This window comes from Natronincola ferrireducens, from assembly GCF_900100845.1.
Lineage (GTDB): Bacteria > Bacillota > Clostridia > Peptostreptococcales > Natronincolaceae > Natronincola_B > Natronincola_B ferrireducens.
This window is the reverse complement of sequence record NZ_FNFP01000010.1, coordinates 51,603-65,308: the sequence shown is the minus strand read 5'-3', so window position 1 is coordinate 65,308 and position 13,706 is coordinate 51,603. Positions and strand designations below refer to the sequence as shown.

The window sequence follows — 13,706 nt, the reverse complement described above, 5'->3', positions numbered from 1 at the left end:
GATAGCCACATGGACTCTGCCATGTGTCACCTATATTTTGTCCTCCAGTCTATTACTAGCTTTCATTGGTATAGGTTTACTCACTACTACAGCTTCATCTGCATACTGCACCCTCATTTTACCCCTTGCTTTCGCTTGTAGGTAAAACCTACAGCTTCGAGTACAGTACTTCCGAGGTTAAGTTGCTCCACCTGTTACTTAAACGACCATCTTAACACATATGGCTAAGCTAATTTTAGGACGTTCCCACTTTGTGAAGGGTTATCCACCATATGTGCCAGCTTTGGTTCACTTGCGTTCCGTTCCAGCAACCGCCATCAGCTTCCTTCAGACCCTTTCGTCACCGAAAACGCCCTTGCCTACAGCTTGCCTTCCCATTAGCTAGGTGGCAGGTTTTCTTTCAAACCATCGGCTCGGCAACATGCCTCGCAAACACAAAAGAGTCATCCACTGGATGACCCTAACCTCCCCAAATTGTTCTAATGAATAAACGAACTACATCGGCTCCACCGATGACTGTTCCTAGTGTGCTACCTAAATTTGTGAGGGTAACTACAAGTAGAATGCGTGTCACCTTATTTCTCCAAAATCCTTTGATGGTAAAAACATCTTCTGATAGAGCCTCAAAATCTTCAACATTAGGTCGTCGTATATAAACTTCAACAATCCCTGCAAACCAACCAGCTGCTAGTAATGGATTTAAAGAACTCAGTGGAGCTATAACAAAGGCAGTAATAATCGAGAAGGGATGTCCCAAGGCAATTGCTGCCCCAATTGCCGATAAAAATCCATTCCATAATACCCAGCTCATTGTTTGATTAATACCAGCAGAAGGATTAGTATAAAAAGTATAGCCGATAATACCAAGAATTAACAATGGAATTGTCCAACCAACAATTTTAGGGGCTTTAGATTTGGCAGGAACCTGGGATAAAGCCATTAAATCATGTTCTTTTTTAATTTCTTCTTTAATACCAGGAATATGGGCAGCTCCTAAAACAGCAACAATCTTGTTTCCTGGGGCTTCCTTGATTTTTTGAGCTAAATACTGATCCCGCTCATCAATCAAGGGAATTTTTAACTTAGGAAAGGAGTTAGTGAAATCATCAAGCATGGAATTAAGCATATCCTGAGACTTTAGTTTTTCTAGCTCCTCTTCTGAAATATCCTCGTCATTGAAAATACTAAAGAAAATCTGCAGGAGCAGTTGAACCTTTCCCATTAGTCCTATTCCATGCCAAATTCGTGAAAAGGTTATTTGAATATTTCGATCCGCTAACACCAAGTGGGCATCTATTTCTTTAGCAGATTCTATCCCCTGAATCATTTCTTGTCCAGGTTTAATCCCAAATTGCTTTGCCAATCGTTTTTGAAAAGAGGATATGACAAGGTTCATTAAAAGAAAGGTAGCTTTCTTTTCCTTAATAACCTTAAAAATGTCCATACTTTTCCATTGGTTTTCTGCTACGATAGCTTGATATCTTTGTCCATCTAGTTCTACACAAACAGAATCTGGTCTTTCAGCTTCGATGACCTCTTTTACTTCCTCTGCACTTTGCTTAGATACATGGGCAGTTCCGATGAGTATTATTTCCTTGCCATCTAAATCTATTCTAGTAATGTTTTCTTCACACATAAGTACCTTCCTTTTCTTTGTTATAAACAATTTTTATCTAGGGTATATTACTAAGACTTTATCTAGCATTTGTTAGAAATTTTTTTAGTCTAATTCTATTATGAGCTAGAATACAATAAATTTCAATAGTATAGAAATTTTACTTTACTTAATTTTAAAAGATAAGAAACCATCCAAAAAAATTAGGATGGTTTCTTCATAAGTTCTAGTGCTTATTTTTTTCTTTTGTTGATTGGAGTAGGTTTTATTGTTGGTTTTTTTCCTGTAATTAGTTTCTCGTTATTTACCATTTCTTCATGATCAATCGCACCAATGTCTCCAGCAAGCTCATAATTCATTTCATTGAAGAAATTTTTATCGACACCTTTTTTAATTTGTTTTCTTTTCACAATCATCACCTCATTTTTATTTTTTCTTCAATCGATTCTAGCATACGAGGTAATTTTAGGTATGAAGTATTAACCTAAACTTATTTTTCACACTTTGGTTTCTATAAAAATTTTAAAAGACCTAAGAAACTTTATAAATTCCTTAGGGCTTTGCTGCCTAACTAATATATTTTTGTGTTACAATATCTATATTTATTTCTTCTTGTTGTAAAATATTTGTAAATACATCCACCACTTTAGTATCAAACTGGGTTCCCTTAGATATGGAGAGTTCTTTAATAGCCTCCTCCTTTGTCATAGGAGTTTGTCTATAGGGCCTTACACTAGTCATAGCATCATAGGCATCAGCTACCGCTAGAATCTTGGCAGGTAAACTCATTTTTTCTCCCGTCAATTGTTGGGGGTATCCCTTGCCATCAACTCTTTCATGATGATGATAAATAATTTCTCTACTATTCTTTAGAAAGTCCACATCAGACAAAATATCGAAGGCAATTTTAGGATGTTTTTGAATAACTGCATATTCCTCGGCAGTTAACTTCCCTTCCTTATTTAAAATAGAAGGAGGTATACCTATCTTCCCTATATCATGAAGCAGACTGGCAAATTCTAAATTATTTATATCCACCTGATTCAAGTTCATACTTCTGGCTATGGAGATGGATATATTTCTGACTCGTTCACAATGACCTCGAGTATATTGATCATTTGCATCGATTGCATTGGCCAGTGCTTTTACTGTAGACAAATAATTCTTCCTGATTTCCTTTAAAAGACTATTTAACTCTTCATTCATTGCTTCTGCCTGCTGTGAAAAAGCCAATATCTCATCATGCTGCAGCATAATTTCTTGATTTTTTTTGGTCAGCTCCTCTACATGTAGGTTTCTCTCCTCCAGTAGTTCTTCAATCTCCTCCAGCATTTCATTAAATTTATTCCCTAATATATTGAGCTCATCCCTTGATTTAATATTTGCACGGATTCCCATTTCACCCTTTGATATACTATGTATAACCTTCATGATTTCTTCAATTGGCTTTGTTACAATCCGTGAAAGGATATATCCTAATAAAAAGGTTATAATTATGCTGATAATACCTATAATTATACCTTTATTTCTAATAGACATTATCATACCATTTATATCTATCTTAGATAGGCCCACCAACCTCCAGTTAGTTTTGGGGACTGTCAAATAAGCTACTACTGTATCTTCTCCTTCAGTGGATACAAATAGGTCTGTGCCATTTTCCTCTATTAATATTTTAGAAAACCATTCCTTTCCCATTACATTTTTCATTAATAAATCTTTATCGGGATGGGCATAGATGTCCCCGTCATTGCTTATCAACATCAGATAACCCTCTTCACCAAAAACTAAGGACTTTATAATTTCCGAAAACTTCTCAAGCTTAATATCAACACCTATTACTCCTACAATTTGTTCATCTCTTATAACAGCCCTTGCTACCGTAACAACTACTGCCCCTGAATCACCTGCATCTAGATAGGGCTCCGTCCAGATGGTTTCTCCAGGATTGTTTACTGCATCTATATACCAATCTCTTTCTCTAGCATCATAATTCTGTGGCATAGTTGGGTCTAGCGGACTTAATAGAAGGGACCCATCCTCCTCAACCCCTAGGTATATCCAAGCTATGTCTGGATTTGCCGCAATAAATCCCTTCCACATGCTTCCGATAGGTTTGAAATGCTCTGGTATGTCTGTAACCATTTTCGGTTGATCCGGCATATTTTGATAATTTATAATATCTTCATACTCTGCCCAGTAGTCTACAACATACTCCATACTTTCCATAAAGTTTTTTAGAAAGTAGTCATAAATATTACTTACAATATTATAGCTTTTGGAACCCATATCTTCTATTAATACTGCTTTAGCATTTCTATAGGCCATAATTCCTAACGTCGAAACAGAGGTTAATATCAGTATCAATACCATAATCGTTATTTTGTTTCTGATAGATATCTTCATAATAATCCCTCTTTTGACAGGTTATTTGTTTGAAATTTAAAAATATTCATTTTTTGCCAACCTCTATTAATTTCGACGCCTTTTATGGTTTTCCTTCTTTATACTAAAAAATACTAAACAACAACTGAGTTTTTAAAGAAGCTTTTCATTAGTATTTTTTGAATTAGATGAATCTTCTCCATGTCCACTGAAAAAGAACTACCGGCACTTTAGTAGTTCTTTCTTTAAATTGTTATTCTCCTATTAGCTCTATAAAGTTTGAAATAACAAATTTCAGTCCAATTAACTTTGCACCCACATCCAAAAATAAAGAAATTCCACTAAAATAGTCAATGCTACATTCATAATCTATATACTATAGTCTTGGTTATCATTGTTATCATTGTTATCATTGTTATCATTTAGTGAGATGGGATACAGGTACAATCTCTATCCCCATCTTCTCTAGCTGGGGTATCATTTCTTTTATGGCAGTGGCTGTTATAATTCCCCCTTCAGGACCTACATGGCCTATTCCTATAGCTGAACCATCTTTAATAGCCAATTCTCCTAAGGTTTTTAATTGTTTTTTGATAGCTCCAACACTTTTTTCATTGTCTAAGAACACAGCTCTTTCCAGAATAGGCACATTATATTCTTCAGCAATCTTCTTAACTACGGAGTTTATGCTGGTTTTGCTGTCTACTATGTACATATTATTTTCCTTTACTACCTGTATAATTGCAGCCATCACCCTGCTATCCTCTGTTGCCTTAGAACCCATATGGTTATTAACCCCTACAGCAAAAGGTACTTCCTCAACAGCTTCCCTGATAATTGTTTTGATTTGCTCTGTAGATAGATTAGTAGTGATTCCCTTTTCCCCTAGCCATTTTGGATTTCCTACATGGGGCTCCATGGGAATATGAATAATAATTTCATGCCCATTTCCATGGGCCAGTACTGCATCTTCCTTTGTATATGGTAAAAATGGAATTATAGCGCAGGTTAAAGGGCGATCAATGGCTAACATTTCTTTGGTACCATTGCCTAAGTTTCCAAAGTCATCAATAATAATAGCTACCTGCCCTTTCATTACCCTTGGTTGCCTTTGAATAAAAACCATTGCTATTTTTTTATAATTATTTCCTAATGTATCATATCTTTTGTTTTGTAATTCCCCAGCTGTTAGCAACAGAATGACCAATGCCAGCAAAGCTAGCATAAAATAAACTATCTTTTTTTTTCTTAAAGTAACCACAAAAAAATTATTTTTCATTCTTATCTCCTTTCTTTATTTCTAAAGTCCTTAACCTCCTATTCAAAAATGAATAAAATAAGGCTTTAGTGCAGATGCTATAGTTAAAGAAAGCACTATAACTACTTTGAACCTTGTATCATTATAGTGTTTAAACAATTATTATAATTTTAAAAATGGAGGTATTATTATGTCTGAAGAAAGAAATCCTAATCGTACCCAAGATGCCCCTAGTTGGGGTAAATTGTTTTTGAGGTTTATTATCTCAGCTATTGTTATAGCTATAGCTGCCTTTATCACACCAGGATTTAGAATAGAAGGCCTTTGGGGTGTTGTATTCGCAGCATTAGCTATATCTATTATTAACTACCTAATAGAAAGGGTCTTTAATTTTGATGCTTCTCCTTTTGGTCGTGGAATAGTGGGTTTTTTAGTAGCAGCAGTTGTTATCTATATTAGCCAATTTGTAGTACCAGCAATGACAGTAACCTTTTTAGGGGCTATTATAGGGGCCATCGTTATTGGAATTATTGACATGGTTATTCCAGGAAAAACAATATAGACCTTACATATTATCTACATTGTCAATAACAATTTATCCACATGACATAATGCTGTTATTTAATCTCTATATTGATAAAATCAATGTATCTATTATTAATATTAATTTCATCAACATTATCCACAGTTTTTATCCACAGCTTTTAAGGGCCTTCTGAAAAGTATCTTTGTATTCCTATATAGATAGCCCAAGCAATCTTCTTTTGGTAACTAGCTTTCTGTAATAGCTTTTCTTCCTGAGGATTAGATAGAAAACCGCATTCTACTAAGACGGTTGGTATATCTAATCCTTTTATAATGTAAATACCCTCCTTTTCTAAAGCCACCCTCTTATTATTTTTATCTAAAGTATTAATGAGTTCTTCTTGAACTTTAACTGCCAGTTTTTTTCCTTCAGCATTACCTTTGGGATAAAAAGTTTGAGCACCATAGTACTGGGTTTGTGAAAAAGCATTGAGATGTATAGTAATAAATATATCTGCATTGCTGTTTTCCACAATTTCTTTTCTATTCCTAAGATCCTCATTTTTCTTTTGCCTGATACTTCCACCTGAAGAATAGAGGCCTTTATCCTCAGTTCTAGTCATAATAACAATAGCACCACTCTGTTCTAGAAATCCCTTTAAATGTAAAGCAATAGCTAGATTAATATCCTTTTCTACTACACCATTTTTACTAACAGCTCCAGGATCTACCCCTCCATGGCCAGGATCTAAAACAATTACCTTTGTAAGGCTAGGTAAAAATGTTGCTGCTACCCTACTATTGTAATATTGCCAAATCCCTAAACAACCTCCTACAATTATGGAAATTGTTACAGTCAGTATAATCCACTTTTTTTTAATGACAATAATCTTCAATCAAAACTCCCCCTACTTCCCTTTAGGTATTTTGTTACAGAGATAAGATTATATTTTTTAAGATATTTATATATATGAAATAGAACGCTCATATACAATTAGAAATTACCTATTTTTTTGTTCTTCTTTTGTATTTTATTTTGTTGTAGGTAAATAATATAGATAGAAATTAGCTTTAAATAGAAGGGAGAAAATTTATGGAAAATTACAAAGACATACAAAGCATTGCTGATCAATTGGATGCGTTAAAGAAAAATATTGATAAGTCTAAGGAGCATCTATCAGCTTTGGAAATGCTAATGGTGGATAATAACAATGGCAGGTTAAAAAGCGAAGGCTTAGGTGATGAACTGCAAGAGCTTAATAATAGTATAGATTCCTTAACAAGAAATGTTCAGGCGTTAGAAAGGAAGTTGAACCACTAATGTAGGTTCTTCGACAAGATGCGTAATTGCACAGACTATATTTCCCGGGAAAATGATATTTTTATTTGTTATTCTACATATTTTGAAACTTAGTTCATCTTCTACAGGGTAAGTTCATTGTATATTATAGAATATCAAAGAAAACTAAAAGACTGTCCATATCCATATATGAACAGTCTTTTTTGATAAGAAATAATTATCTTTTTGAGAATTAGTAATATTGTATTTTCAATAGTTTTATTTAAGTTTGTTAGTTGTGCGATAGTTATAACTGAAATTTAATAACTTCTTAAACGATGTATCAATCCTACTTTTTAATCTTACTACCATACTTCACTAGCATCTTAAAAGTTTTATTAGGATTACCGCTCATTAAAGATTTCATTAACCCTGCCTTTTTTTCAATACTCATACTCATGTACGTTTTTACTCCCCATATTCCGCCACCTACCCCAGCTACTAAAGCTCCATAGATTAATTTATTATCTTCTAGTTGTTTACTCGTTAACTTTATTTGATTTTTAGCTGTAGCCTTGTCGAATTGTGCTCCTCTCCTAATGCCTGTTAGTGTCTTGACTAAACCATCATCATTATAGTACTCCTCTCCTATATACATCACCCTCAGGATCCCCATCAAGGCTCCCTGCTTCTTTCCTAAAAAGTCCCATTCATCTTTTTCCAACCAATCTTCTAAGGTTAGATTGACCATCTTTAGAAAGGTTTTATCATCATAAGTTTCTCCATTATATTCTACTTCTGCATAAGCTTGAAAAGAGACTACGTTCAATACTACTGCTACTAAAACCACAGCACAGATTTTCCTAAGCATATCCTATCCCCCTTATTTTATCAATTTCCCAGCATTAGACATATCTTCATTAATTTTAATGATTTCAAAATCCTTTATCTGGGGTGCATTCTGATTAGTAATAGCTATGAGTTTTGGAAAAACTGGAAAATAGTTTTTATATCGCTCTGTTTTTAGCAATCTTTTGTATTTATCTAGGTCTAGTGGAACATTACTTATCTGTACCTCTACAAAGGCGATATAGCCCTTGTTTTTATATCGGTAGGCTAGTAGACCATCAGGCCTTATATTGTCTATTATGACTTCATTTTCAAAGCTTACTATATCAATTTTGTTGTAGATAGCCTTATAAAATTTTGTGAGTAGCAACCTATGCCTTAGTTGCTTTGGTTTTTTAATAAAATAGATATACTCGTTATTGATATATTCTCTTTCTCTTTTTATCTCTCCATGCTCAACCAATGTACTCAATCGCCTTTGGGCTACCCTTAGACTTGGATAAAACAATTCCTTTAATGTGCTTGTGCTGGCTACTTGAAACTTTGAGATAAAGTCTAATGCAGCCTTATCCCTTTTGGTTACCATGCTAATATTTATCTCCTTTGAATACTTTTAGAAAATCAAAGTTCTCTACTTCTCCAGCTACAGTTTTCTGTTTCTTAGGCTCAAAATTATTTTTATCATCCTTCTTTGTATAGGTATCCTTTAATAGGTCTCTGGCTTGATATGGTTGTAGGTTCATAGATTGTATCTCTATTTCTTTTCCTTTATGCTTAAGAATACCATGTCCTTTACCTCTTAGATCGCTCAGACCATCATGATCTATAACTATTCTGCTGTTAACATCGTTCATGGTTTTTAGGCCTAACACAACTGAGACGTTAGCTTTTATATCACCGTTGATAACAGTTGCCGAAGGTCTCTGAGTGCTAATAAGTAAATGAATGCCACAGGCTCTAGCCATAGCTGCTAATCGTTCAATAATCCCTAAACTGTCTTTTTCCTTTTTCAGCTCTGAAAACTCATCTATAACAACTAATTGGTAGTATAACTTTTTAGTCTTAAATTTCTTGTTATACTCTTTGATATCTACACAATCATATTGAGCAAATAAATCATATCTTCTTTCAACTTCCATTAATATTTTGTATAGTCGCCCTTCGGCTTCTTCTGGTGTTTTGCTAAAACTATTAACCATTTCACATTTGCGGAATATGCCTAATTCTGCTCCACGCTTAAGGTCCACTAAATGGAGTTTTACATTGTTAGGATCTTTAGTTAATATTAAGATAGTTAGAATTGCTCTTAATACGGTAGACTTTCCTGCTCCCGTCTCTCCAGCAATCAACATATGAGGCTCACCATCTAAAAGGTTAACCGTGATAGGGCCGTTATAGGAATGACCTATCACAAGTTCTAATATGCCCTTTGTTTCTATAACCTCAAAATTATAATCTCTTTGGAGCTCTTTCTCATAAATTTCTAGGAGGATGTTTTTATGAGCATACTTTATTTCCACCCTACGGTCTAAAAATTGTTCTATGGCCTTTTTCTTGTTTTTAAAATCATCACTGCTTAGCCCTGGCGGCAGACTAAACCTTAAACAATAACCATAACTAGTTTTCTTTTTTTCATGTAGTTGCGGTAACATATCACCTTTGTACAAGTTACAGTGTTTTAGTAATGTTTCATATTTTAATTGCTTTTTAGCTGTTACATGAAAAGCCGTGCTTCCAATACCTATTCCATAAAAGATATAAACCAATGGAGTAATAGGTAAAAAACTATTCATCGCAACTCCTAGCACTATACTAGAAATTCCTAAGTGTAATAAACTATAATCTCCCTGAATCTTCTTTTTCTCCTGCTCCATATCTGGAATAATACTAAACACATTCTTTTCTTTAGTAGGGTCAATCTTGATTTTATCCATGCCATATGCCCCCTTTTTATTATTTTCTACATCTGTCCTGCTGGTAGCTCCAAGAGAAAAAATCCTGCGACCACCTAGTCGGTCCCTCGCTCGCTACGCTTCCCTCGGTTCCCTCCTATACTTCTTTCAAAAATGCTTTATAGTTAAGTAAAATGCCTATTCTTTTAGTCGTTCCGTGTGTATAGGAAAGTGCTAGTCAAGTGTATAATCTAATGTATAGTTTATTATATGCCTTTATGATAGATTAAATGTTTGTCTTGATGGATTTTTCCGCAAAAAAATTACCTAGATTATTCTAGGTAAAATATTTCTTCTAATGGTTTATTCAATTTTTTTGCTATATGTAATGCTATCTGTAAAGAAGGTACTACTTCATTTTCATATTTATTATACTGTCTATAATTTATTTCTAGGAGCTCTGCAAACTCTTTTTGGTTCAACATGTACTCTTTCATACGGATCTCTTTAAGTTTATTCTTAACCTCCATAATACCCCACCTTATCTTTAGTATACTATATGTATTAGTCATTTGATGGGTAATTCCTTCACAAAAATTCCGACAAAAACTAACTTTGATAAGCTATAGTTTGCTTTCCATCATCTGTTAACCTAATTGCTCGAGGGCTCGCTTGGATTTTCTCTATATACCCTAATTTCTGCAATGTCACTAGGTGACTAGATACAGTAGCAGTAGATTTCAGATTTACTAGCTTGCAAATCTCCCTTATTGTAGGACTAATTTCATTAGCTTTGATATATTCAGATATGGCTTTTAATATTTGAAGCTGCTTATTACTAATCATAGAGATCCCCCTTTTAAATCTTGAATAATAGCCATTTGCAATGCTTTCTATAATTATATCAGAACATATGTTCTGTGTAAAGGGCAAAAATAAGAGAGCTGGGTTTCCCCAGCCTTAGTTGCTTAGTTGTTGCTTTCCTTTAATTTATTTAAAGCTTCTGTAATCCCACTTGGTAAAGGGACACCCAGCAAGGCCACGTTCTCAGTCACAGAGATTCCCTCATTGGCTATATAAAAGTAGCAAGCTATTGTCCTAAAAATAGGCGTATCTCCATTAATGACTAAGTCTAGTTGATGTGCTAATATAATTACTAATAATATAGCTGCCTTTTTTAACAGGCCATTGAATCCAATGTCGCTTGCTACATTCTTGTTTTTATATGCCTTCATTAGTCCTGTCAAATAGTCAATGATCATCAAGACAGCTAAAATCTTCAAGATAGCATCCCACCCTCCTATTAAGTACGTTAAAGTCGTTCCAAGGGCTGCTATTGTTGTGTTAATGATTTGTTTATAGTTCATTTTATCCCTCCTTACCAAGTGATTACAGAATATAATCGTCTTGTAGTTGATTTTATTAATTTGCCACCTACCTTTAATACCGTAGATCCCCCACCATCCAAGGTGATCCCCATCGTGCACCCTAGATTTTTAAGTGTTAACTGTCCTCTGTTAATGTCGCTGCTAGGCCTTACTGCAATAACTATCTTTTTCTTTTCCGGATTATAACCAATCACTGGACGATCCGTACTCCTAGCAATATCAGAGTATGCCCCTACAAACCCTGCTGATGCCATATTGATAGTTGGCAGGATTCCGCACCCGCTTACCGCAAACCATACATCTTTTTCCCCTTTAATGCTTAAGAGTTCTTTAACCGCTACAGAACCGTTCTTGTATACGATTAATGTTCCTGCTGGTTTACCATGAGGCTGTCTATCATTTATAACTCTTCCTTCGCTAACCAATATCCCCAAAGGATAAGTAGTTCCATTTTCATGGTGCCACTGATACCCGCTGGTAACAAAGTTAGATAAATTAATTCTGTTTGCGACCATGTCCTGTACGGATACTTTTAGGGCCAGTGGATCTACTTCCACAACGTCAGTTAAAGCAATTTTGTAATGTTTCATTTCTCTTAGTTCCCCCTTTGGTTCTTCTTTCGGTTTCTCTTTCGGTTCCTCTATCTGTAATGTTCCGTAGAGGACTTCCCATAATTCCCTATAGGTTATTTTGTCATCAGCTTTAGCAATATTATAGCCTTGCCTCTTAGCCCATTCTAAGATAGGGTCATTATCTACCTTTACTATAGGTGCCTTATAAGGAATATTAAGGAATAAACAATAAGCCCTAACTACAGCTTCAGCATATCTTTCCCAATTTTCCTTTATCCTTTGTGCTCCTTGTGTATTTGAAATGAAATCATATTCTATGATATTGGTCTGAACATTGCCTGTCCATCGATGCATAAAATAATAATCCTGCTTAGAATTATTAGGCAATGATCTACAATAAACAGGTGTTGCCCTTTTAGGTATGCCCTCTGCTGCTAAAGCCTCTACTATAGCATGGGCTAGCTTACCATCATTATGGATACTGTGGATTACTTCTACCCCTTGAGCAGAAGTGCTAACTGCAGCATTGCAGTGATTGTCTATGCAGTATTTAGCACCACTATTTTTAACCATTGATGCTCTTAGTACATTGCCTAAAGCAATATCCCAATCCCTTACAAGGGAAACAGGTACCCCTGACTCTTTGAATCTTTTATACTGATACAAAGAAATTAAAAGCGTATAGTCTTTTTCGAGCATTCCATTTGCAACCGCTCCTGGATCACTTCCTCCATGACCGGCACTGATAACTATTAATGGATTCATTCTCTTCACCTGCTTTCTTAAAAATAAAATAACACCCCTGAGGGTGTTATTGGATCATGTTTTTTCTATATTCATGTTCGACGTTTTTGTCAGAAATTTTCGCATACACTAAAGTAGTAGATGGATCTTGGTGTCCTAATACCTGTTGTACAGTAACTAAATCAGCACCTCCATTTAACAAGTTTGTAGCAGTCGTATGCCTCATCAGATGGGGATAGACTCTCCTAGATAATGCTGCTAAATTAGCTAATTTATTGAACTCTCTCTGAATACTTCTCCTACCTAGTCTTGATATAGGGTTTCTTTCTGTTACAAACAAAGCTTCGCAAGTATCTAATCTACTCATAAGATACTTTTGGATGTATACTTTAGCTTTAGGACTAAGATATACAACCCTTTGCTTGTTGCCTTTGCCTATAACTTTAAGTTTTAAATTCTGCCAATCAATATCTTCTTTATTTAACTTCTCTACTTCTTCCAATCTACATCCAGTAGAATAGAAAAATTCAACAAGGGCACGTTGTCGATAAGTTTCACAAGCATCTCTAATCTTTTCTAATTCTTCAATAGTTAAAGCATCTCTTAATCTCTTCTCGACTTTAATTGTTTTAATTTTGTCCATAGGATTTTTATCAATGTATTCTTCGCTTTTTAGCCATTTAAAAAATCCTCTTAGATAGTTAATTTCCGTTGCTAGAGTTGTATTTTTCACACCAGTTTTAGAATATGAGGCTAAGTACATTCTGATATCCATAGCATTGATATCTTCAATATTCTTCCTCATATAATGGGCAAATCTGTTTAAATGCCGGCTGTATGCCTCAAGCGTTCTCTTTGCCAGTCCATCAATTTTCCTAGTTGCTAGATATAACATGATCTTATCATGCATATCATTAACAATAACAAGCTCTCTAGACGTTGAGACAAGTTCATAATCATATAAAACTTCTTCAATAATGGATCTAACCTTCTGTTGATCTACTATGCCATCGTACTCTAAGTCAATTTTCCCTACGATTCTAATAATAGCTTCTTCTTTTTTCAATACAATCTCCCCCTATGTTCTTCACATAGGAGACTAAATTTTTATTGATTAAATTGTAAAATGATGGTATAATATAGGCAAATCTCCTATGTGAGATGGTATTGAAAAGAGCCGGTTAACTTTGTCCGAGTTG

At 34.7% G+C, this 13,706-nt stretch carries 15 protein-coding genes; 2 read left to right on the top strand and 13 right to left on the bottom strand.

What is annotated here, in order from left to right; all coding sequences use genetic code 11:
- Positions 1–460: 460 nt before the first annotated feature.
- From BLS22_RS13735 to BLS22_RS13725, 4 genes are all read right to left on the bottom strand, one after another.
- Positions 461–1,636, bottom strand: a complete 1,176-nt coding sequence (locus BLS22_RS13735; protein ID WP_090554771.1) for a TraB/GumN family protein — start codon at positions 1,634–1,636, stop codon at positions 461–463.
- Between the two features lie 212 nt (positions 1,637–1,848).
- On the bottom strand, positions 1,849–2,025 hold the full coding sequence (locus BLS22_RS15240) for a hypothetical protein (RefSeq protein ID WP_176762193.1): 177 nt from the start codon (positions 2,023–2,025) through the stop codon (positions 1,849–1,851).
- A gap of 157 nt (positions 2,026–2,182) precedes the next feature.
- The gene (locus tag BLS22_RS13730; protein WP_090554769.1) at positions 2,183–4,021 is read right to left on the bottom strand and encodes an HD domain-containing phosphohydrolase; all 1,839 of its coding nucleotides are present in this window, start codon (positions 4,019–4,021) and stop codon (positions 2,183–2,185) included.
- Positions 4,022–4,418: 397 nt separating this feature from the next.
- Positions 4,419–5,279, bottom strand: a complete 861-nt coding sequence (locus BLS22_RS13725; RefSeq protein ID WP_244269558.1) for a divergent polysaccharide deacetylase family protein — start codon at positions 5,277–5,279, stop codon at positions 4,419–4,421.
- Positions 5,280–5,448: 169 nt separating this feature from the next.
- On the opposite strand from BLS22_RS13725, the gene BLS22_RS13720 reads away from it, so the two are divergent.
- Positions 5,449–5,820 carry a phage holin family protein gene (locus tag BLS22_RS13720; protein ID WP_090554767.1) on the top strand — a complete coding sequence of 124 codons (372 nt, stop codon included), beginning with the start codon at positions 5,449–5,451 and terminating at the stop codon, positions 5,818–5,820.
- A gap of 142 nt (positions 5,821–5,962) precedes the next feature.
- Here the strand turns inward: BLS22_RS13720 and cwlD are convergent, their stop codons facing one another.
- Positions 5,963–6,679 (bottom strand): N-acetylmuramoyl-L-alanine amidase CwlD, encoded by a 717-nt coding sequence (gene cwlD / locus BLS22_RS13715; protein ID WP_090554765.1) that lies wholly within the window; start codon positions 6,677–6,679, stop codon positions 5,963–5,965.
- A gap of 197 nt (positions 6,680–6,876) precedes the next feature.
- Between cwlD and BLS22_RS13710 the strand changes: the two genes are divergently transcribed.
- Positions 6,877–7,104 (top strand): DNA replication initiation control protein YabA, encoded by a 228-nt coding sequence (locus tag BLS22_RS13710; protein WP_090554763.1) that lies wholly within the window; start codon positions 6,877–6,879, stop codon positions 7,102–7,104.
- Positions 7,105–7,411: 307 nt separating this feature from the next.
- Here the strand turns inward: BLS22_RS13710 and BLS22_RS13705 are convergent, their stop codons facing one another.
- The 8 genes from BLS22_RS13705 to BLS22_RS13670 form a co-directional block, all read right to left on the bottom strand.
- Positions 7,412–7,933 carry a hypothetical protein gene (locus tag BLS22_RS13705; protein WP_090554761.1) on the bottom strand — a complete coding sequence of 174 codons (522 nt, stop codon included), beginning with the start codon at positions 7,931–7,933 and terminating at the stop codon, positions 7,412–7,414.
- Positions 7,934–7,945: 12 nt separating this feature from the next.
- A complete protein-coding gene (locus BLS22_RS13700) occupies positions 7,946–8,497 on the bottom strand; it encodes a hypothetical protein (protein ID WP_090554759.1) in 552 nt (183 codons plus the stop codon).
- A 1-nt stretch (position 8,498) separates the two neighbouring features.
- Complete coding sequence (locus BLS22_RS13695; RefSeq protein ID WP_090554757.1) at positions 8,499–9,845, bottom strand: FtsK/SpoIIIE domain-containing protein; 1,347 nt, start codon at positions 9,843–9,845, stop codon at positions 8,499–8,501.
- Between the two features lie 290 nt (positions 9,846–10,135).
- Positions 10,136–10,333 (bottom strand): helix-turn-helix transcriptional regulator, encoded by a 198-nt coding sequence (locus tag BLS22_RS13690; protein WP_090554755.1) that lies wholly within the window; start codon positions 10,331–10,333, stop codon positions 10,136–10,138.
- A 79-nt stretch (positions 10,334–10,412) separates the two neighbouring features.
- Complete coding sequence (locus BLS22_RS13685) at positions 10,413–10,649, bottom strand: LexA family protein (protein WP_090554753.1); 237 nt, start codon at positions 10,647–10,649, stop codon at positions 10,413–10,415.
- Positions 10,650–10,771: 122 nt separating this feature from the next.
- Positions 10,772–11,170 carry a phage holin family protein gene (locus BLS22_RS13680; RefSeq protein WP_090554752.1) on the bottom strand — a complete coding sequence of 133 codons (399 nt, stop codon included), beginning with the start codon at positions 11,168–11,170 and terminating at the stop codon, positions 10,772–10,774.
- Positions 11,171–11,181: 11 nt separating this feature from the next.
- Positions 11,182–12,528 carry an N-acetylmuramoyl-L-alanine amidase gene (locus tag BLS22_RS13675; RefSeq protein WP_090554750.1) on the bottom strand — a complete coding sequence of 449 codons (1,347 nt, stop codon included), beginning with the start codon at positions 12,526–12,528 and terminating at the stop codon, positions 11,182–11,184.
- A gap of 46 nt (positions 12,529–12,574) precedes the next feature.
- Positions 12,575–13,573 carry a tyrosine-type recombinase/integrase gene (locus BLS22_RS13670; RefSeq protein WP_090554748.1) on the bottom strand — a complete coding sequence of 333 codons (999 nt, stop codon included), beginning with the start codon at positions 13,571–13,573 and terminating at the stop codon, positions 12,575–12,577.
- Between the last annotated feature and the right edge of the window lie 133 nt (positions 13,574–13,706).

What these genes read in the sequence shown, in the direction of transcription:
- BLS22_RS13690 (WP_090554755.1), bottom strand. Translation starts at nt 10,333, where the DNA reads ATGGAGGTTAAGAATAAACTTAAAGAGATCCGTATGAAAGAGTACATG.
- BLS22_RS13685 (WP_090554753.1), bottom strand. Translation starts at nt 10,649, where the DNA reads ATGATTAGTAATAAGCAGCTTCAAATATTAAAAGCCATATCTGAATAT.
- BLS22_RS13735 (WP_090554771.1), bottom strand. Translation starts at nt 1,636, where the DNA reads ATGTGTGAAGAAAACATTACTAGAATAGATTTAGATGGCAAGGAAATA.
- BLS22_RS13730 (WP_090554769.1), bottom strand. Translation starts at nt 4,021, where the DNA reads ATGAAGATATCTATCAGAAACAAAATAACGATTATGGTATTGATACTG.
- BLS22_RS13720 (WP_090554767.1), top strand. Translation starts at nt 5,449, where the DNA reads ATGTCTGAAGAAAGAAATCCTAATCGTACCCAAGATGCCCCTAGTTGG.
- BLS22_RS13675 (WP_090554750.1), bottom strand. Translation starts at nt 12,528, where the DNA reads ATGAATCCATTAATAGTTATCAGTGCCGGTCATGGAGGAAGTGATCCA.
- BLS22_RS13695 (WP_090554757.1), bottom strand. Translation starts at nt 9,845, where the DNA reads ATGGATAAAATCAAGATTGACCCTACTAAAGAAAAGAATGTGTTTAGT.
- BLS22_RS13710 (WP_090554763.1), top strand. Translation starts at nt 6,877, where the DNA reads ATGGAAAATTACAAAGACATACAAAGCATTGCTGATCAATTGGATGCG.
- BLS22_RS13705 (WP_090554761.1), bottom strand. Translation starts at nt 7,933, where the DNA reads ATGCTTAGGAAAATCTGTGCTGTGGTTTTAGTAGCAGTAGTATTGAAC.
- BLS22_RS13725 (WP_244269558.1), bottom strand. Translation starts at nt 5,279, where the DNA reads ATGAAAAATAATTTTTTTGTGGTTACTTTAAGAAAAAAAAAGATAGTT.
- BLS22_RS13700 (WP_090554759.1), bottom strand. Translation starts at nt 8,497, where the DNA reads ATGGTAACCAAAAGGGATAAGGCTGCATTAGACTTTATCTCAAAGTTT.
- BLS22_RS13680 (WP_090554752.1), bottom strand. Translation starts at nt 11,170, where the DNA reads ATGAACTATAAACAAATCATTAACACAACAATAGCAGCCCTTGGAACG.